We start from the raw sequence: 19,103 nt of genomic DNA on the forward strand, positions 1-19,103 counted from the left end.
CCAATCGCAATTCAGGCACGGTTTATCTTACAGGAGAATGCTCCATGGCAGTGGAAAAGGGAAGCGCGTTTCTATTGAAAGTAGGCGATGGCGGGTCGCCTGTCGCCTATGCGACGGTGGCCGGGATGCGGACCACGCAGCTGTCGGTGAACGGCGAGGGCGTCAATGTGACGTCCAAGGATTCCGGTGGGTGGCGGGAGTTGCTGTCGGGCGCGGGGGTGCGGTCGGTCAGCGTGTCGGCGGCGGGGATCTTTACAGGGTCAGCTGCCGAGGTGCGCATTCGCAATCATGCGCTGGCCGGGACGATCGAGCAGTTTGAGCTGAGCTTTGAAAGTGGCGAGCGGATGCGCGGGCGCTTTCTGGTCACGCGGCTCGACTATGCGGGCGATTATAATGGTGAGCGTAATTATGCGCTTAGCCTGGAAAGCTCCGGCCCGGTGGTGTCGGAATGAGCGCGGTGAATGAGGCACGCGGCGAGGCTGCGCTGGAAGTGGCTGGCGAGGCTTTGCGGTTGCGGCCGAGCTTTGCTGCATTGGTGGCGGCGGAACAGGAGTTGGGGCCGCTGTTCGAACTGGTCGATCGGGCGGCTGCGGGCAAGTTGTCCTTGTCCGACATGGCGGGGCTGTTTTGGCATTGCCTGGCCGATCCGCCTGTGGGGCTGACGCGCGACAAGCTGGGCGAGGCGATTGTTGAGGCGGGGCTGGCGAAGCTGTCGCCGGTGCTGAGTGGGATCATCAGGCAGATTTTGGGGGGACGATGAGCTTCTTCAAAGCGGCGGCGCGGCTGGCTGGCGTCGCGGGGTGGTTGCTGGGGTGGCGGCCGGATGAGTTCTGGCGCGCAACGCCGGTGGAGTTGGAGGCGGTGTTGCGGGCTGCGAGGGGTGAGGAGGAGCCGGAGGTTGGGGTGGATAAGGGGGAGTTGGAGCGGTTGCGGGGGGTGATGCCGGATTGAGGGGGTGCTTTCCGTTTCTCGACTTCGCTCGAAACGAACGGAGGCGGGTGCGTGGGGCGCGCCCCCACCCCCAACCCCTCCCCTAAAGGGGAGGGGCTTCTCTTAAGTGCTGGAGGGCGGTGTGGACGAAGAAATCGAGACGCTGGTGGTGCGGGTTCGGGCGGATACGCAGGGGCTTTCGCGGGATGTGGAAGCGATGCGGGGGGCGTTGGAAGGGCCGCTGGCTTCGGGTGCGGAGCGGGCGGGGCGGCGGATTGAGCAGGGGTTGCTTCGCGCGGTGCGGAACGGGCGCTTTGGTTTTGAGGAATTGAAGCAGGTTGCGCTGTCGGTGCTGGAAGAGATTGTGGCGGGGGCGGTTCGGTCTGGCGCCGGGAGTGTGGGGGGCGTTGGGGGTTCCTTGCTGACGTTGGCGGGGGCGGCGCTGGGGCTGCCGGGGCGGGCTACTGGCGGGCCGGTGTCGCCGGGGCGGGCCTACGTGGTTGGCGAGCGGGGGCCTGAGTTGTTCGTGCCCACAGCTAGTGGGCAGGTGATGGCGAATGGTGGCGCGGGTGGGCGCGATGTGCGGGTGAACATAGCCGTGCAGGGGCGTGGTGAAGGGTTCGACAATGCGCGGATGCTGGCGCGGAGTGCGCGGCAGGTGGCACGGGCAGTAAGGGGGGCGCTGAACGGATGAGTGGGCTGGGTTATTGGTTGGCGGATGCGCGGCGGGGGCAGGAAGAGCGGTTTATCAAGCGCTTCGCGCCGACGCATTGGACGGTGAACTTCCCGCGGCCGATGATGGCGAGTGTTGTTACGACTGCTCCGGATGCTTTGCGGGTGGATGCGGTCTTTTATGGCTCGGGCGATCTGGCTGGGCTGATCTGGGAGGCGGAGGATAAGTGGGGCCATCCGCTTCTCGCTTATGAGACGGCTCGCGATTTTCGGGATTGTGTGTTGCGGTTCCGCTGGCGGAGCGGGGGGCTCAAGCAGCTGGATGAGGTGCATGGGCCGACGCTGACGATCGAGGGGCGGGATGCGGGAGGTAGTCCGCGCTCCTGGTATGTGCGGCTTTGGAACTATGCGAGCGGATCGGCGGAAGATGCGGACATCGTTCTGAATTTCGCTGATCTGGATGGGGGGTTCCTGCTGCCGGGCGAGGCTGATCCGGTTTGGGCGGGTGATGTGGATCGGATGTTCATATCGCTTGCTGCGCCGGGCTATGATGCGGGGGCGACCGCCTTCGCGGGAGCCGAGGGTTGGGCCGAGCTGTCGAACATGCGCTGCGATGGCGCGGGGTCGGTGCTGAGTGTTGGCGATGTGATGGTGCCGGAAAATGGGCTGTCGATGGCGACCGGCTATGATGATTGTTTCAACCAGACGCCTGAGCGGATTGTCGAGGCGATCCATGCGCTCGGCTATCGCGGCGACATCAACCATTATGTGGGGATGAGCCATTATTTCCGGCTCGAACCGCTGGGCGGCGGTTTTTATGTGAGCCTGGCGGGAGGTGTGTTGAACGCGCCCTGTGCGGCTTGGCATGCGGATTTGGCGCGGCGGGCGAAGGCTCTGGGGCTGGGGGTGATCTGGTCGCTTTCCTATGAGTTGCTGGATGCGCATTGCTGGAATGATTGGAAGCAACGGGCGGAGAATGGCGATCCGGCGCTGACTGGGTGGTCGCCGCCTTCCACATTGCTGTCGCCTGCGCATGACGGGGCGATGAGTTATTTGCGGCTTGTCGCGGAGGCCTTTGTTTCCATCGGGCTGGGCGCGGGGATTCCGATCAAGTTTCAGGTGGGGGAGCCATGGTGGTGGGTGATTCCCGCCGATGGGCGGATCTGCATTTATGATGCGGCGGCGCGGACGGCCTTTGGCGGGAGCCCGGTGTCCATCCCCGACGTGCGGGGGACATTGAGTGAGCCGCAAAAGGCTTTGCTGGATCAGGCGGGGGCGGTGCTGGCGGCTTCGACGGCGGCGCTGTGCGCCTGGGTGAAGGGGGTGGCGCCGGGGGCGGTGACGCATTTGCTGGCCTATCTGCCGACTGTGCTTGATCCGCTCGCGCCGGAGGCGAAGCGGGCGAACATGCCGATGGGATGGGCTGCGCCTGCCTTCGATGTGTTGCAGTTGGAGGATTATGACTGGGTGACGGAGGGGCGTCCTACGCGCACGTCTCGGGGGATCGAGGTGGCGACGGCGCGGCTTGGCTATCCGGTGGAAGAGCAGCATTATTTTTCGGGCTTCGTGCTGCTGGCTGAGCAGGCGGCGCAGTGGCGGCGGATCGCTGACGCGGCGGAGGCGGCTGTGCGGCGGGGGACGGCGGCGACCTTCGTCTGGGCGCTGCCGCAGGTGGCTCGAGATGGCTTCACCTGCTTCAGACTTCAGGGGGATGATGACATGCAAGCCTTTGACGATGTGGCGTTTCCGATCGCCATCGGGCGGGACGCGAGCCTGTCGCCTGCTTTTTCGACGCAGGTGGTGGAAAGCCCGTCCGGGCATGAGCGGCGGAGCAGCGACTGGGCGGATGCGCGGCTGTCCTTCGATGCGGGGCCGGGGGTGCGATCGGAGGCGGACATTGTCGAGCTGATCGCCTTTTTCCGGGCGCGTCGCGGGGCGTCGCGGGGGTTTCGCTTTACCGATCCCTATGATGATCGGAGCTGTGCGCCGGGGATGGCGCCGGGCGCGCTGGATCAGCGTCTGGGGACGGGGGATGGCGTGCGGACGGAGTTTCCGTTGCAGCGCTATTATGGCGAGGGTGAGGAGGCGCAGGTGCGGCGGATTACCCGGCCGGTGACGGGCAGCATTCGCGTGGCGGTGGACGGCGTGGAGCTGACTGACGGCTGGAGCCATGCGGGATTGGGCGTCATCGCCTTTGATGAGGCTCCGGCGGTGGGCGCGTTGCTGACGGCGGGGTTTCGATTCGACGTGCCGGTGCGCTTTGCCGAGGACAGGCTGGACGTGAACCGCGCGACCTTTGCGGCGGGGGAGGCGCCTTCGGTGCCGCTCGTGGAGATACGGGAATGAGCGGGCTGGAGGCTTTGGACAAGCCGCTGGCGACGCTCGCTTTCTGCTGGCGGCTGGAGCGGCGGGATGGCGTGACGATCGGGCTGACGAGCCATGACCGCGATCTGGAGATTGGGCATGTGCGCTATCGTGCCGCGCCGGGGATGACCCCTTCGGCCATTCGCAGCGGGATCAGTGCGGAGGCGGGCGATACCGACTTGGCTGGCGCGCTGATTGCGGATGCGATCAATGAGGCGGACCTGATGGCGGGTCGCTGGGACGGGGCTGCGCTGGAACTGCGGCTGACCGAGTGGGACGCGCCGGGCGAGATGTGGCTGATGCTCGCGAAGGGTGAGATTGGCAGCGTGGCGCGTAAGGGTGGGGCTTTCACGGCGGAACTGGTGGGAGCGATGGCGGCGCTGAAGGCTCCGGTTGCGCCCTCCACTTCGCCGGATTGCCGGGCGCGGCTGGGGGACCGGCAATGCCGGGTCGATCTGGCGGGGCGGCGGAAGGTTGTGGTGGTATCCGCTGTCGATGATGTGGAGGTGAGTGCGGCGGGGTTGGCTGTGGGTGTCTATGCCTTTGGCACTTTGCGGTGGCTGACGGGCGCTAATGCAGGCGCGGTGCAGGCTGTGGTGGACAATGGAGCGAGTGGGGTGACGCTGGCCGATCCGCCATGTTTTGCGGTGGCGGCGGGGACGCTGGCGCTGCTGACAGAAGGGTGCGACCGGCAGTTGGACACTTGCCGGACGCGCTTCGCCAATGTCGTGAACTTCAGGGGGGAGCCCTATTTGCCGGGGACGGACCTTCTGACGCGCTATCCGGGCGCGTGAGCGGCGAACAAGCGGACCGGGTCGTAGCGGCGGCGCGCGATCTGGTGGGGGTGCCTTTCCGGCTGCAGGGGCGCAGCAAGGTGAGCGGTATCGATTGCGTCGGGCTTGCGGCTTTGGCGCTGGCGCAGGCGGGACATCGGGGCGCGGCGCCGCGAGGCTATGGCTTGCGGTCGGGTGATGCCGCTCTGGCGCGCGACTGGCTGGAGCGGGCGGGCTTGCGGGCGGTGGAGCAGGGACAAGCGGGCGACCTGGCGCTGGTGCGGCCGGGACCACTGCAATTGCATCTGATGATTTTGGTTCCGGGCGGGCATGTGCATGCTCATGCCGGGCTGGGGCGCGTGGTCGAGACGCCGGGGGCTTCGCCCTGGCCCGTCATCGGCCATTGGCGGGCAATATAGGAGCAGACATGGCGACTTTAGTGCTGACCGCGCTGGGCACGGCGATCGGCGGGCCGTTGGGCGGCGCGATCGGCGGATTGATCGGCAGCAGCCTGGATCAGGCGGTGCTGTTCAAGCCCAAGGGGCGCGAGGGCAGGCGGCTGACCGAATTGCAGTTGCAGACGTCGAGCTATGGCGCGCAGATCCCGAAGCTGTTTGGCACGATGCGTGCCGCAGGATCGGTCATTTGGGCGACCGACCTTAAGGAAAAGCGCAACAGGAGCGGCGGCGGCAAGGGACGGCCGAGCGTCACAAGCTACAGCTATTCGGCCAGTTTTGCCGTCGCATTGTCGGCGCGCAGGGTGCTGACGGTGCGGCGCATATGGGCGGACGGCAACTTGCTGCGCGGGGCTGCCGGGGATTTCAAGTCGGGGTTGAGCGCGTTTCGCCTGCATTTGGGGAGTGAGGATCAGGCTGCCGATCCGCTCATCGCGTCTGCGGAGGGTGTCGACCGGACACCGGGGCATCGGGGCATTGCCTATACGGTGTTCGAGGATTTGCAGCTTGCCGATTTTGGCAATCGCATTCCGTCGCTGACCTTCGAGGTGGAGGCGGATGAGGGGGTGGTGACCATCGCGACGGTTGCCGTGGACCTGAGTGGGGGTGTCCTTGAGGCGGTCGTAGATGGAGCCGTCGATGGCTTTGCGGCGGGCGGGGCCGATGTGATCGACGCGATTGGTCCATTGGTGGAGGCATGGGACCTTGCCTTTGTCGCAGGTGAGGACGGATTGCGGCTGACCGGCACGGGGGGCGATGAGACGGGTGGTGAGATCGGCGCGGGCACCCTGTGCAAGCGTATCAATGGCCGTGCCATCGATGCCGTCGAACAGTCGGGAGAGAGCGCTGATGCGGTGCCGCTGGCCCTTTCGCTGCGTCACTACGATGCAGCGCGAGATTATCAGGCGGGGGTACAGCGCGTCAGTCGGCCGGGGGCGGGGCGGGTTGAGCGCGGGATCGATCTGCCGGTCACCATGTCGGGCGATGCTGCGCGCGGTCTGGCGGCCCGTCATCTTGGCCATGACTGGACGGGCCGATCCGCCATGACCCTGCGTTGCGGGTGGGACGCCCTGCGCCATGACCCCGGTGATCTGGTGACGGTCGAGGCCATGCCGGGCCGCTGGCGGGTGGAGGAACGGGAGTGGGAAGCCATGGCGGTGCGGCTGGCGCTGCGGCGGGTGCCGGGGGCGGGAGGCGTCTTGCCTGCGGGAGCCTCCTCCGGCGCGATCGTGCGGCAGACGGATGCGCCGCATGGACCCACTGCATTGATGCTGGCGGACCTTCCGCCGTTGCGGGAGGCGGCGGCCACCGCGCCGTTGATCGCTGCGGCGGCCAGTGGCGCGGAAGGGTGGAGAAACGCGGCCCTCTTCGTGATGAGCGAGACGGGGGAAGCCAATCCGGTCGGCCGTACCGCGCCGCGCGCGGTGACGGGGGAAGCCGACGAGGCGTTGGGGCAGGGGAGCTGTGCGCTGATTGATCTGGTCAACGGCCTGCATGTGACGCTGCTCGCGGCGGACATGGAGCTGGGCGACGCGGATGAGGCTGCACTGGCGCAGGGGCGCAATCTTTGCATGGTTGGACGTGAGCTTATCCAATTTTCCCGCGCGGTGCAGACGGGGGCGGCGAGCTTTCGGCTGGAGGGGCTGCGGCGGGGATTGTTCGGGACGGAATGGGCGATCGATGGGCATGTCGCTGGCGAGCCGTTTCTGCTGATCGAGGAAGAGCGGCTGGCCGAACCTTTTGCGGCCCTGGGCAATGGCGAGATCGGCAGCACATTGCGGCTTTCGGCGGTCGGAATTGGCGATGCGGAGCCGGTCGAGGCAGAGCTGATGGTCAGCGGAGAAGCGGTAACGCCGGTGGCGCCCGTTCACCTTCGCGCCATTTCCGACGGGGCGGGCGGATGGAAGCTGAACTGGGTACGGCGGAGCCGGAATGGCTGGCGCTGGATCAGTGGGGCGGATGTGCCGCTGGGCGAGGAAAGCGAGCGTTACGAACTGCGCGTGCTGGCGGACGGCGCCCTGATGCGCCGGATCGAAACCACATCGCCGTCATGGGCATATGACGCGGACGCATTCGACGCGGATGGCGGCGGCGCATTGACGATCGAGGTGCGGCAGATCGGCTCTTTCGCCCTGGGACGGGCAGCGCGAATCGTCTTGCCGCTTTGACAACCAAAAATTGGAAAAAGGAAGTTCGATCATGACAAGTGATGCGACGCCCCGCTGGGCCTTGCCCCAGCTTTTCGCCGGGCAGGCGCAGAAGGAAGTGTTTCACAACGAGGCGCTGGCACGGATCGACATGCTGCTGCATGGCGCGGTGGAAAGCGCGGACGAGAATGTGCCGCCAGCTTCGCCTGACGAAGGCCAGTGCTGGATCGTGGCGGACGGCGCTTCGGGGAGCTGGTTGGGGCAGGATGGGTCGGTCGCCTGTTGGACCGGGGGCGGATGGCGGTTTGCCGCGCCGCGTGCTGGCCTGGCGCTGCGGGTCGTGGACCGGGGCCATATGATGTATTTCGATGGCAGCGATTGGCAGGATGCAGCGGTTCGGGCCGACGGCTTCTATGTTGAGGGCGAGCGGGTTGCGGGCACCCGGCAACCGGCCATAGCCGACCCCGTGGGGGGAAGCTCCGTCGACAGTGAGGCGAGAAGTTCCCTGGTCGCGATTTTAAATGCGATGCGCAGTCACGGACTGATCGAACCATGACTTGAGGGGCGTCCATCTTTTACAATAGAGGCGGGTGGAAATGCTTGTGCTACCGGGCTTCTCGAGCTGTGTGATGTATTTGAGCAACAGTTTCACCAATTGTGGACTTGCCATGAAACTTTCTTGCCGATACATGGTTTCAGCAGTCCTTCGTGACACTTTTGAAAGGGGAATTCAAATGCGGAAGCTTGCCCTCGCGGCTGTGCTTGCCTCCTCCGCCCTGGCCACCCCGGCCCTGGCGCGTGATGATAGCTGGTATATCGGAATCGATTCCGGCATCACCATCGTAGAAGATCAGGACATCACTTTCACCCCCGGTATCGATCCGACGACTGGTCTTGGCACTGCCAGCACCACGCTGGAAAATGTCGACTACCACAAGGGTTGGGACGCTGATGCGGTCATCGGTTACGACTTCGGCGGTTTCCGTCTCGAAGCCGAAGCCGCTTACAAGCGTGCCAAGGTCGATCTGGACAACAGCGGTTTCGGCGGTTCCGCGTCGGCCCTTTCGTTCATGCTGAACGGTCTGCTTGACTTCGGTTCGGACGACGGCCTGCAGGGCTTCGTCGGTGGCGGTTTCGGCGTTTCGCGCGCCAAGCTGGCCAATGACCTGGTCAACGACAGCGACACCGGCTTCGCCTGGCAGGCGATTGCGGGCGTTCGCTATCCGCTGACCAACAATGTCGACGTCTCGCTGAAGTATCGCTTCTTCAACCAGGACAACATCGACCTCGTCCCGGCCTACACCACTGCGGTGGGCGTTGCTGGTGGCGATGTCAGCACCAAGCTGCGCACGCACAGCCTGTTGCTGGGTCTGGCGTATAACTTCGGTGAGCCGGCTGCTCCTCCGCCGCCTCCGCCGCCCCCGCCTCCGCCGCCCCCGCCGCCTCCGCCGCCGCCTCCGCCGGTTGCTGAGTGCAGCCCTGGGCCGTACATCGTGTTCTTTGAGTGGGACAAGTCGGACGTCACGCCTGACGCCGCCACCATTCTGGACAACGCGGTTTCGGCCTACAGCAACTGCGGCAGCGCCCAGGTCATGCTGGCAGGCTATGCGGACCGTTCGGGTTCGGCATCGTACAACGTCGGCCTGTCGCAGCGCCGTGCTGACGCGGTCAAGGCATACATCTCGTCGAAGGGTATTCCTGACGGCGTGATCACGACCCAGGCGTTCGGTGAATCGAACCCCCGCGTCGAAACCGCCGACGGTGTTCGCGAACTGCAGAACCGTCGCGTGGAAATCACTTACGGTCCGGGTTCGGGTCAGTAAGCAAGATTTCCATCTTCGCGGATGGAACAAGGTTGAGGGGCTGGTCGAAAGACCGGCCCCTTTTCTTTTGCGGTGATCAGGCGCAACGGCGAGCGAGTGGTTTCATTCCCACCATCTGGCCGTCAGCGTTGGGGAGATCGCTTGGCATTGTGGACTATGTGCGCAACAAATGGCGTCTTGTCGCGTTCGCCAGCTATTGCTTCACCGGGAGTGCATTTGATCATGAAAAACGCCCTAATCGTCTTTGCGCCCCTCGCACTTTGCCTGACTGCCTGCGCGAGCGGGGATGGTGGGGCTGTGAATTCCGGGTCGGCCGGGATGCCAAATGCCCGCGCTGTCCTGTTGGCCGCAGACGGATCGGCTCGGGGCGAAGCCAAGGTGACGGAAGCGACGGACGGCCTGCATGTCGATGTGCAGGCAAGCGGACTCACGCCTGGTGTCCATGCGGTCCATATCCACATGACCGGAACATGCACGCCGCCCGATTTCACCAGCGCGGGCGGGCATTGGAATCCCACCGCGCGCCAACATGGCCGGGATAACCTGGCGGGCATGCATATGGGAGACATGCCGAACCTGACCGCTGGTCCGGATGGGACTGGACGAATGGAGTTCGTGGTCCCCGGCGCGACCTTGCGCACCGGGACCAATGCGGTTCTGGACGCAGACGGCGCCGCCATCGTGATCCATGCGCAGGCAGATGACAACAAGACTGATCCTGCGGGTAACGCAGGCGGGCGCATTGCCTGTGGTATATTGTCCGCCGACTGAAGACGCCCGGCGGACACGTATTTTAGAGAGCGGGGTCGGCAGGATATGCTGCCGCCATTTCATAGTGCGCTCCATTCTGCGTCAGGTGGCTTTCGAAAAGGGCAAATTCATCCACCAGGAACGGGGGACTGGCGAGTCCGGCATGATAGGTCAGGAACCCGTCGGTGCTGCCTCCGTCGCGGCCGAAGCGGGCGAGAGTGATGTGGGGCAGATAGGCGCGTTGCTCAGCCGGAAAGCCCGCCGCTACACAGGCGCGGTCGATCTTCCGATGAAGCTGGTCGAGCGCATCGCGAGGTTGAACGGCTGCCCATAATGTGTCGGTTCGCCCTTTGCGCTCGAACTGTCCGAGGCCGGACAGGGAGATCGCGAAAGGAGCGAAGCGCACCGCTGCCAGCGCCTGGGCGAGGTCGTTGGCCTGGTGCCGGTCGGCATTTCCGACAAAGCGCAACGTCAGGTGCAGTTGATCCTCGCTCTGCCATCGCGCGCCAGCGATGCCGCTCATCAATGACAATAAGCGCGCCCGGATTGGCTCCGGCGGGCGAATGGCGACGAAGAGGCGGTGCATGAGGCCATTATAGCGAGCTTGGGGAATTGTGTCAGCGGAAGCGGAGGAAGGGTGGAGTGGGGGCGCTGGAAGAGAAGCCAGAAAACCATCCTATGTCGTTAGAGCGTTCCGGTCGCTCTTCCCTTGAATTAGCGGCCAGATATGGCGATAATAGCAATGTCGGCGAAGTGCGCCGGTGAAGGAGATTATCTCATGGCCAATTGGTCTGACCCCCGCTCGAACATTGCCGGTTTCGGCGGGACGACGGTTGCGCGCGGCGAGGCTTTCGACGCTGGCCTGCGTAGCTATATGCTGTCCGTTTATAATTATATGGCGAGTGGCGTGCTGCTGACGGGGATCGTCGCCATGTTGTTCGCTTCCAGCGGGTTCGCCTATCAGATCCTGGCTGGCCCTGGCATTCTGAAATATGTCATCATGTTCGCGCCTCTGGCCTTTGTGATGGTCATGAGCTTTGGCATGAATCGCCTCTCGACTGTCGCAATGCAGGCCATGTTCTGGGCCTATGCGGTGACGATGGGGCTCTCGCTATCCTCCATTCTGCTGGTTTATACCGGTACGTCGGTTGCGCAGACATTCTTCGCGACGGCGGCGGCCTTTGCGGGCCTTAGCCTGTGGGGATACACGACCAAGAAGGATCTGTCGGGCTTCGGCACGTTCCTGATCATGGGCATGGTCGGTCTGCTGGTTGCGATGCTGATCAACCTGTTCCTGCGGTCGAGCGCCATGGACATGGTCGTGAGCTTCATCGGCGTGCTGCTGTTCGCTGGCTTGACCGCTTATGATACGCAGAAGATCAAGAGCATCTACGCTCATGTTGCGGGCACGGACATGATGGGCAAGTCGGTGGTGATGGGGGCGTTGAACCTCTATCTCGACTTCATCAACATGTTCCTGTTCCTGCTGCGCTTTATGGGTAACCGCGAATAAGCCGACGTCAGGTGAACAAATGAAGGCCCGGTGGAGCGATCCGCCGGGCCTTTTGCTGTGGGGACTTGGGGTGGCTCAGGCGAACTTCTGCATCTGTTCGATGAGGGCGCCGTCAAGTTCCTTTTGCCGTTTGTAGGCGGGGCGCTCGCGAAGGCGGGTGGCATAGGCTTCGAAGACCGGGCGGCTATCGATGGTGCCGAAGCTTAGGCCCCAGTCGATCTGTGCGCCGACATAGACATCGGCGGCGGTGAATTGCCCCCCGCAAATCCATTGATCGCCCGACACGGCCTGTTCCAGCGTTGCGAGTGTCTGATCATAGGTGCCGTAGCCCATGGAGCGTTCGCGGTCTTCAGGAACGGTGAGGCCCATCGCCTTGTTGGAAACAGCCGCTTCGACCGGACCAGCCGCGAAGAACAGCCAGCGATAATAATCCGCCCGATGCTCCGGCGGAGGCGCGAGGGCTGCGGCGGGGAAAGCGTCGGCCAGATAGGCGCAGATCGCGGCGGCTTCGGTCACGACCTTGCCCTTGTGCACGATGGCGGGAACCTTGCCCATCGGATTGATGGCGAGATAATCGGCCGCCTTCATGGTGGTGCCGTAGTCCAGGATGATCATGTCATAAGGCTGGCCAACTTCTTCCAGCATCCAGCGGGCGATCTGCCCGCGCGACATGGGGTTGGTGTAGAAGGTGATGTCTGCAGCCATGTGATTCTTCCCTCGTGAAGACGTGGTTGGAATTCGTGGGTGCCAGATTGGCAAATGCTGGTGGTGTCGGCCAATGGAATTTTGATTGTGGGGGTGGCCGTTTCAGATCGCCTTTGATGTTGCGCTTGCCCACCCCCTAACCCCCTCCCGCTTGCGGGAGGGGGATGCCATCCTCCTGACGCTCGCAGGCTTTGCCCAAAAAGAAAGGGCGGCCGTGGGAGCCGCCCTTTCATCTTTCCAGCTATAGCCTGCTTACTTGGCCGATTCCGCAGGCTTCGCCTTGCCACCCTTCTTGCCCTTTTTCGGAGCAGCCGGGGTGATTTCGAAGGCCAGCGCCTCGTCCTTCAACCGGACATGGACCTCGCCGCCATGGACCAGCTTTCCGAACAGCAGTTCCTCGGCCAGCGGTTGTTTGATCTTCTCCTGCATCAGGCGGCCCATCGGGCGGGCGCCGTAGAGCTTGTCATAGCCCTTCTTGGTGAGCCAGCCCTTGGCATCGTCGTCCAGAGTGATGTGGACGTCGCGGTCGGCCAGTTGCAGTTCGAGTTGCAGCACGAACTTGTCGATGACGCGCGCCACGATTTCCGGCGGCAGATAGCCGAAGGGGACGATGGCATCGAGACGGTTGCGGAATTCGGGGGTGAAGAGCTTCTTCACCGCGTCTTCCTGCACATCGTCGCGGGTCAGTTCGCCAAAGCCGATGCTTTCCTTCGCCATGTCCGACGCACCGGCATTGGTGGTCATGATGAGGATGGTATTGCGGAAATCCACCGTCTTGCCGTGGTGATCGGTCAGGCGGCCGTTGTCCATGACCTGCAACAGAATGTTGAACAGATCAGGATGCGCCTTCTCGATTTCGTCCAGCAGCAGCACGCTGTGTGGGTTCTGATCGACCGCATCGGTCAGCAGGCCGCCCTGGTCATAGCCGACATAGCCCGGAGGAGCACCGATCAGGCGGCTGACCGAGTGCCGTTCCATATATTCCGACATGTCGAACCGCTGGAGCGGAATGCCGAGCAGATTGGCGAGTTGGCGCGCAACCTCCGTCTTGCCGACGCCGGTAGGGCCGGAGAAGAGATAGCTGCCGATCGGCTTTTCCGGATCGCGCAGTCCCGCCCGCGACAGCTTGATCGCGGAGGACAGTATCTCGATCGCCCGGTTCTGGCCGAAGACGACGCGCTTCAGGTCTGTGTCCAGCGAACCCAGCACCGACTTGTCGTCGGCCGAGACGGTCTTGGGAGGGATGCGCGCCATGGTCGCGATGACCTGCTCGATCTCCTTGGGGGTGATCGTTTTCTTCCGCTTCGACGGCACCACCAGCATCTGCATCGCGCCGACCTCATCGATCACGTCGATCGCCTTGTCCGGCAGCTTGCGGTCGTTGATGTAGCGCGCCGACAGCTCCACCGCCGCCTTGATCGCGTCGGGAGTGTATTTGACGTTGTGATGTTCCTCAAAGGCGCTGCGCAGCCCAGCGAGAATCTTGATCGTGTCTTCGATGGTCGGTTCGTTGACGTCGATCTTCTGGAACCGGCGCAGCAGGGCGCGGTCCTTCTCGAAATGGTTGCGGAACTCCTTGTAGGTGGTCGAGCCGATGCAGCGGATCGTGCCGCCTGACAGAGCGGGCTTGAGCAGATTGGACGCGTCCATCGCCCCGCCGCTGGTCGCGCCAGCGCCGATCACGGTGTGGATCTCGTCGATGAAGAGAACCGCGTGCGGCATCTTTTCGAGTTCGGTGACGACCGCCTTCAGCCGCTCCTCGAAATCGCCGCGATAGCGGGTGCCCGCGAGCAGCGCGCCCATGTCTAGCGAGTAGATCACCGCTTCCTTCAAGACATCGGGAACATCGCCCTCGACGATCTTGCGCGCAAGGCCCTCCGCAATCGCGGTCTTGCCGACGCCCGGATCGCCCACATAGAGCGGGTTGTTCTTCGACCTGCGGCACAGGATCTGGATCGTCCGGTCGACTTCGGCGCTGCGGCCGATCAGCGGGTCAACCTTGCCCCGCATCGCCTTCTCGTTGAGGTTGACCGTGAACTGCTCCAAGGCACTGTCCTTCTTGCCCTTGCTGTCCTGCGCCTTCTTTTCCTCTTCCGGAGCGCCCTTGGCGGCGCTTTGTTCAGGAGCTGCAGTCCCCTTGCCGACGCCGTGGCTGATATAGCTGACGGCGTCGAGGCGGCTCATGTCCTGCTGCTGGAGGAAATAGACGGCATAGCTCTCCCGCTCGGAGAAAAGCGCGACGAGCACATTGGCTCCCGTCACTTCATCCTTTCCGGAAGATTGCACGTGCAGGATCGCGCGCTGGACGACGCGCTGGAAACCGCTGGTGGGGGAGGGGTCGCTGGACCCTTCCACCTTCAGGCTGTCGAGTTCGCTGTCGAGATATTGGGTGACGGCGTCGCCCAGCTCGCCGAGTTCCACGCCGCACGCCTGCATCACCTTCGACGCATGTTCGTCATCGATTAGCGCGAGAAGCAGATGCTCCAGCGTCGCATATTCGTGACGACGTTCCGACGCATGGGTCAGCGCGTTGTGCAGCGTGGTTTCAAGGGCGGGTGCGAAAGATGGCATTTCTATTCTACTCCTGAGCCCCAAAGAGGGGCTGACTTGAACCATATGTCGGCATTGCTCGACGGCAGATCAAGGAGGGGTCCCTGATCGCCGGAATTGCCAGACTGCCCGTACCCGGTGAAGCCCATGTCAGGGCCGCAGGGGGCGGAGCGCGGGTTCATCGCTTGAATAACGCCTCAGCACTTGATTTGTGGTTAACGGCGCTTTCAATCTTTGATCGGGTACGGGCGATTTCGCCCTCCAGCGCCCTGATGCGCTCTTCCAGATCGGCAAGGGATAGTGGACCCAAATCCTGTCGAAGCAGTTGGGCCAGCGGATCATCAATCTTGCGAGGCAGATCGTCGTCCATGTCCATAGATGCCAATGTTGACCGCCGGGGCCGGTCTGTCAATAACGCCCTTATGCCGCTTGTTATTTTCAGCTGCGGTGCCAGATTATTGCGGGGGGAACGGCCATCATGGGGTTTGAGGCGGCACTGCCTGATGAGATGACGGCGATTGCCATCCCGGTGCCCGGTGGCCCGGAGGCGCTAGTGCCTGAGCGTCGCCCGGTTCCCGTTCCAGCAGCGGATGAAGTGCTGATCCGGGTCGCGGCAGCAGGCGTGAACCGGCCGGATGTCTTGCAGCGGCAGGGCAAATATCCGCCGCCCCCAGGTGCGTCGGACATTCCGGGGCTGGAGGTTTCCGGCACGATCGTCGCGGCTGGCGGTAGCGCAGAGAAACTGATTGGACGGCGCGTATGCGCCTTGCTCACCGGCGGGGGCTATGCCGAATATGCGGTTGCGCCCGCGGGCCAGTGCCTTCCCGTGCCGGATAGCTATGATATTGTCGAGGCGGCGGCCTTGCCCGAAACGCTCTTCACCGTCTGGACCAACCTGTTCGAGCGTGCCTATGTCGTCGGCGGCGATACGGTACTGGTGCATGGCGGGACCAGCGGCATCGGCACCATGGCGATTTCGCTCTGCCGGCTCTTCGACATTACCATCATCGTCACCTGCGGCAGCGACGCGAAATGCGAGCAGGCGAAGGCTTGGGGCGCGCATCATGCCATCAATTATCGTGCCCAAGATTTTGTCGAAGAGGTGAAGCGTATTACCGCTGGCCAAGGCGTTCAGGCGGTACTGGATATGGTCGGCGGCGACTATGTGCCCCGAAACTTGCAGTGCCTTGCCGAAGATGGCCGCCATGTGTCGATCGCGGTGCTGGGCGGCGCAAAGGCGGAAATCTTCTTGCCCACGGTGATGACCCGGCGGCTGACGCTGACCGGATCGACGCTGCGGCCGCGCTCATCCGCTTTCAAGAGCCTGGTGGCCGATGAGATCATCCGCGAGGTTTGGAGCTTCGTTGAAGAAGGCAGGCTCCGTCCGGCGATGGACCAGCGCTTCCCCTTGGCGCAGGCGGCGCGTGCACATGCGCGCATGGATGCGGGGGAGCATTTCGGGAAGATCGTTCTGACGGTTTGAGGACCTGTTTGGGTAGATTGCGGTAACAGCTAATCCTCCCCACGCTTCGCGCAGGGAGGATTTGGAATGTCCGCCCACGGCTATGAAACAGCCGATCACTCCAATTTTGCTTAGCCGTAAAACCCTATAAACTGTAGTATTTCCGTCACATTCGCTGCGGGATTGTAACATTGCGCCGCTAAGGATTCGGCCCCGAGGACAATAGCTCCAGGGGTTGCATCATGAATGCCATCACACGCCTGCCTTTCCTGGCGGACATGGACGAAGGCGCCCAGCATTTCGATACACCGGAACATGGCGGCAAGCGTCGCCGCTACCGCACTATCTGGATATCGGACATCCACCTCGGCACGCGCGGCTGCAATGCGAAGCTGCTGATCGACTTTCTCGACAGCGTCGATAGCGAGACCATGTATCTGGTCGGCGACATCATTGACGGCTGGCGGCTCAAGCGGCGCTTCTACTGGCCCGCCGCGCATAATGACGTCGTTTGGCGCATCATGAAGCGGGCCAAGCGGGGCACTCGCGTCGTCTATATTCCCGGCAATCATGACGAGATGTTCCGCCAGTTCACGGGCCTCAGCTTCGGTGGGGTCGAGATCAGGCGCAAGGCGATCCATGAAACCGCCGACGGCCGCAAGCTCCTCGTCCTGCACGGCGATGAGTTCGACACGATCATGCTGGCCCACCGCTGGCTCGCCTTCGTGGGAGACGCCGCCTACGGCTTGCTGATGCGCCTCAACGTCGTGGTGAACGCGGTGCGCCAGCGCATGGGTCTGCCCTATTGGTCGCTCAGCAAAATGGCCAAGCACAAGGTCAAGAACGCCGTCGAGTTCATCTCCCGCTTTGAAGAAGTGGTATCGCATGAGGCCGGGTCGCGCGGCGTCGATGGCGTGGTTTGCGGGCACATCCACAATGCCGAAATGCGTGAGATTGGCGGCATCCAATATTATAATGACGGCGACTGGGTCGAGGGATGCACGGCCCTGGTCGAACATTTCGACGGCCGTATGGAGGTTCTGCATTGGGCTGATGAGGTTGCGGCGCGCGCCGTCGCCGATCAGGTAAGGATGGCCGCCTGATGCGCGTCGTCATCGTGACCGACGCCTGGTCGCCTCAAGTGAATGGTGTCGTGCGAACGCTCCAGACCATCCAGGCGGAGCTGGAGGCGCGGGGGCATGCCGTCAAGGTCATTTCGCCCGATCTCTATGGCTCCTTTCCCTGTCCAACCTATCCCGAAATCCGCCTGGCCTTCGTGCGATCCGGCGTGGTAGGCGACGCGATCGCGGCCTTTGAGCCGGACGCCGTTCACCTCGCGACTGAAGGGCCGCTCTGCCTAGCAGCGCGCCGCTGGTGCCTGCGGGGCGGGGTGCCGTTCACCACCGCCTATCACACCCATTTTCCCGACTATGTGTCGCGGCGAACCGGACTGCCCGCCCGCTGGTTCTGGTCCTACATTCGCTGGTTTCATGGTCCTGCCCGCGCGGTGCTGGTCTCCACCCGATCGGTGCGCCAGCAACTGCGCGCCTATGGATTGGCGCAGGTCCGGCCATGGGGCAGGGGAGTGGATCTGTCCGCTTTCACATCCGTGGCAACGCCGCCAGCGATATTCGCCAATCTCCCGCGCCCGATCCAGCTCTATGTCGGCCGGGTCGCGGTCGAGAAGAATCTCGAAGCCTTCCTTGCCAATGATCACCCCGGCAGCAAGGTGGTCGTCGGCGATGGCCCAGCGCGGACCCAGTTGGAACGCGCCTATCCCGACGCGCGATTCCTTGGCCCGTTGTTCGGCGAGGAACTGGCCGGCGCCTATGGGGGTGCCGACGTGTTCGTCTTTCCCAGTCGCACCGACACATTCGGCCTCGTCATGATCGAGGCGCTGGCATGCGGCACCCCCGTCGCCGCTTATCCGGTAAGCGGGCCGGTGGACATCGTGACCCCCGAAACCGGCGCGCTGTCGGAACGGCTGGAGGATGCCATCGCCGCCGCGCTGCGTTGCGACCGTGCCGCCTGCGCCGCCCATGGCCGCAGCTTCAGCTGGGAACGCAGCGCCGACGAATTCCTGACCGGCCTTCACTACATCGATCCTCTCGTCAGAGACAGCGCGGCCTGACGCTTTTCCTTGCTCCACGGGGCTTCTTGCACTATCTCAGGACGGGCGTGGCCGCCCTGCTTGGGCGGCCCTTGTTGTTTTTAGTGCCGGAGAATCCTCGTGTCCCAGCCTCTCATGCCCCATGCGACAGCCAGCTGGCTGGTCGACAATACCGCGCTCAGCTTTGATCAGATCGCGGAATTTTGCGGGCTGCATATCCTGGAAGTGCAGGCGATCGCCGATGACACGGCAGGCACCAAATATACCGGCCGTGATCCCGTCCGCGCGCATGAAATCACGATGGAGGAAATCCACAAGGGTGAGGCGAATGCCGATTATCGCCTCAAGATGCTGAAAGGCCCCGAACCCGTCCGCCGTACGAAAGGCCCGCGCTACACGCCGGTTTCCAAGCGTCAGGACAAGCCCGATGGCATCGCCTGGATCCTGCGCAACCACCCCGAAATCTCGGATGGCGCGATCGGCAAGCTGATCGGCACCACCCGCACCACCATCGCCGCCATTCGTGACCGCACGCACTGGAACATCTCCAACATCGTGCCCAAGGATCCGGTGACCCTCGGCCTCTGTTCTCAGCGGGAGCTGGACGCGCTGGTGACGAAGGCCGCGAAGAAGCTCGGCATCGAGGCGCCGACTGACTCGCGCCTGGACGGCGACCGTGAGGCGCTGATCGAGGAACTGCGCCGCGAGCGTGACGACGCCGCCCGCCGTGCCGAGCAAGCGTTGAAGAGCGAGGCGGAGCTGATCTCTGGCGCCGCCACGATCCTCGATCCGTTCAGCAACAATCAGGGCCAGGTCTGATCCTGCCCTGACGCGCCCCGCTTTACGCTT

General features: G+C 63.6%; 20 protein-coding genes. 16 read left to right on the forward strand and 4 right to left on the reverse strand.

The features are described from left to right. Positions 1-44: 44 nt before the first annotated feature. The 11 genes from ACZ5TB_RS01860 to ACZ5TB_RS01910 all read left to right on the forward strand — a co-directional run bounded on the left by ACZ5TB_RS01860 (position 45) and on the right by ACZ5TB_RS01910 (position 9,935). Entirely contained in the window at positions 45-452 is a 408-nt protein-coding gene (locus tag ACZ5TB_RS01860; RefSeq protein WP_196225666.1) for a phage tail tube protein, read from the forward strand. Next, positions 449-760: a gene transfer agent family protein gene (locus tag ACZ5TB_RS01865; protein ID WP_464791801.1), complete on the forward strand. Its 312-nt coding sequence runs from the start codon at positions 449-451 to the stop codon at positions 758-760. Before ACZ5TB_RS01860 ends, ACZ5TB_RS01865 begins: the two co-directional genes overlap by 4 nt. Beyond that, on the forward strand, positions 757-951 hold the full coding sequence (locus ACZ5TB_RS01870) for a phage tail assembly chaperone (protein WP_464791802.1): 195 nt from the start codon (positions 757-759) through the stop codon (positions 949-951). The genes ACZ5TB_RS01865 and ACZ5TB_RS01870 overlap by 4 nt, the downstream gene beginning before the upstream one ends. 121 nt (positions 952-1,072) lie before the next feature. Further along, the gene (locus ACZ5TB_RS01875) at positions 1,073-1,624 is read left to right on the forward strand and encodes a tail tape measure protein (protein ID WP_464791803.1); all 552 of its coding nucleotides are present in this window, start codon (positions 1,073-1,075) and stop codon (positions 1,622-1,624) included. Continuing rightward, complete coding sequence (locus ACZ5TB_RS01880; RefSeq protein WP_464791804.1) at positions 1,621-3,948, forward strand: DUF2460 domain-containing protein; 2,328 nt, start codon at positions 1,621-1,623, stop codon at positions 3,946-3,948. Before ACZ5TB_RS01875 ends, ACZ5TB_RS01880 begins: the two co-directional genes overlap by 4 nt. Further along, on the forward strand, positions 3,945-4,760 hold the full coding sequence (locus ACZ5TB_RS01885; protein ID WP_464791805.1) for a DUF2163 domain-containing protein: 816 nt from the start codon (positions 3,945-3,947) through the stop codon (positions 4,758-4,760). Before ACZ5TB_RS01880 ends, ACZ5TB_RS01885 begins: the two co-directional genes overlap by 4 nt. After that, complete coding sequence (locus ACZ5TB_RS01890) at positions 4,757-5,158, forward strand: peptidoglycan endopeptidase (RefSeq protein ID WP_464791806.1); 402 nt, start codon at positions 4,757-4,759, stop codon at positions 5,156-5,158. The genes ACZ5TB_RS01885 and ACZ5TB_RS01890 overlap by 4 nt, the downstream gene beginning before the upstream one ends. An 8-nt stretch (positions 5,159-5,166) precedes the next feature. Continuing rightward, the gene (locus ACZ5TB_RS01895; protein WP_464791807.1) at positions 5,167-7,362 is read left to right on the forward strand and encodes a phage tail protein; all 2,196 of its coding nucleotides are present in this window, start codon (positions 5,167-5,169) and stop codon (positions 7,360-7,362) included. 31 nt (positions 7,363-7,393) lie between these two features. Beyond that, the gene (locus tag ACZ5TB_RS01900) at positions 7,394-7,897 is read left to right on the forward strand and encodes a DUF2793 domain-containing protein (RefSeq protein ID WP_464791808.1); all 504 of its coding nucleotides are present in this window, start codon (positions 7,394-7,396) and stop codon (positions 7,895-7,897) included. A gap of 178 nt (positions 7,898-8,075) precedes the next feature. Further along, positions 8,076-9,164 (forward strand): OmpA family protein, encoded by a 1,089-nt coding sequence (locus ACZ5TB_RS01905; protein WP_464791809.1) that lies wholly within the window; start codon positions 8,076-8,078, stop codon positions 9,162-9,164. A 222-nt stretch (positions 9,165-9,386) separates the two neighbouring features. Continuing rightward, the gene (locus ACZ5TB_RS01910; protein WP_464791810.1) at positions 9,387-9,935 is read left to right on the forward strand and encodes a superoxide dismutase family protein; all 549 of its coding nucleotides are present in this window, start codon (positions 9,387-9,389) and stop codon (positions 9,933-9,935) included. Between the two features lie 22 nt (positions 9,936-9,957). Here ACZ5TB_RS01910 and thpR read toward each other — a convergent pair whose 3' ends face one another. Continuing rightward, positions 9,958-10,500, reverse strand: coding sequence for an RNA 2',3'-cyclic phosphodiesterase (gene thpR / locus ACZ5TB_RS01915; RefSeq protein WP_464791811.1), 543 nt, complete (start codon positions 10,498-10,500; stop codon positions 9,958-9,960). 192 nt (positions 10,501-10,692) lie between these two features. Here thpR and ACZ5TB_RS01920 point away from each other — a divergent pair, with 192 nt between their 5' ends. After that, complete coding sequence (locus ACZ5TB_RS01920) at positions 10,693-11,427, forward strand: Bax inhibitor-1/YccA family protein (RefSeq protein WP_464791812.1); 735 nt, start codon at positions 10,693-10,695, stop codon at positions 11,425-11,427. Positions 11,428-11,502: 75 nt separating this feature from the next. On the opposite strand, the gene ACZ5TB_RS01925 is transcribed toward ACZ5TB_RS01920, so the two are convergent. From ACZ5TB_RS01925 to ACZ5TB_RS01935, 3 genes are all read right to left on the reverse strand, one after another. Next, positions 11,503-12,132 carry a glutathione S-transferase family protein gene (locus tag ACZ5TB_RS01925; RefSeq protein ID WP_464791813.1) on the reverse strand — a complete coding sequence of 210 codons (630 nt, stop codon included), beginning with the start codon at positions 12,130-12,132 and terminating at the stop codon, positions 11,503-11,505. 252 nt (positions 12,133-12,384) lie between these two features. Continuing rightward, positions 12,385-14,703, reverse strand: a complete 2,319-nt coding sequence (clpA, locus tag ACZ5TB_RS01930; protein WP_464779141.1) for an ATP-dependent Clp protease ATP-binding subunit ClpA — start codon at positions 14,701-14,703, stop codon at positions 12,385-12,387. Between the two features lie 157 nt (positions 14,704-14,860). Then, positions 14,861-15,058 (reverse strand): DUF1192 domain-containing protein, encoded by a 198-nt coding sequence (locus ACZ5TB_RS01935; protein ID WP_196225680.1) that lies wholly within the window; start codon positions 15,056-15,058, stop codon positions 14,861-14,863. A 102-nt stretch (positions 15,059-15,160) separates the two neighbouring features. Between ACZ5TB_RS01935 and ACZ5TB_RS01940 the strand changes: the two genes are divergently transcribed. The 4 genes from ACZ5TB_RS01940 (at position 15,161) to ACZ5TB_RS01955 (ending at position 19,073) form a co-directional block, all read left to right on the forward strand. Beyond that, positions 15,161-16,165 (forward strand): NAD(P)H-quinone oxidoreductase, encoded by a 1,005-nt coding sequence (locus tag ACZ5TB_RS01940; protein WP_464779142.1) that lies wholly within the window; start codon positions 15,161-15,163, stop codon positions 16,163-16,165. A gap of 221 nt (positions 16,166-16,386) precedes the next feature. Then, a complete protein-coding gene (locus ACZ5TB_RS01945) occupies positions 16,387-17,247 on the forward strand; it encodes a UDP-2,3-diacylglucosamine diphosphatase (RefSeq protein ID WP_464791814.1) in 861 nt (286 codons plus the stop codon). Continuing rightward, positions 17,247-18,275 carry a glycosyltransferase family 4 protein gene (locus ACZ5TB_RS01950; RefSeq protein WP_464791815.1) on the forward strand — a complete coding sequence of 343 codons (1,029 nt, stop codon included), beginning with the start codon at positions 17,247-17,249 and terminating at the stop codon, positions 18,273-18,275. Before ACZ5TB_RS01945 ends, ACZ5TB_RS01950 begins: the two co-directional genes overlap by 1 nt. Before the next feature lie 114 nt (positions 18,276-18,389). Continuing rightward, positions 18,390-19,073, forward strand: a complete 684-nt coding sequence (locus ACZ5TB_RS01955) for a DUF1013 domain-containing protein (RefSeq protein WP_464789126.1) — start codon at positions 18,390-18,392, stop codon at positions 19,071-19,073. Positions 19,074-19,103 lie beyond the last annotated feature (30 nt).

This window comes from Sphingobium sp. TomTYG74 (assembly GCF_055393875.1).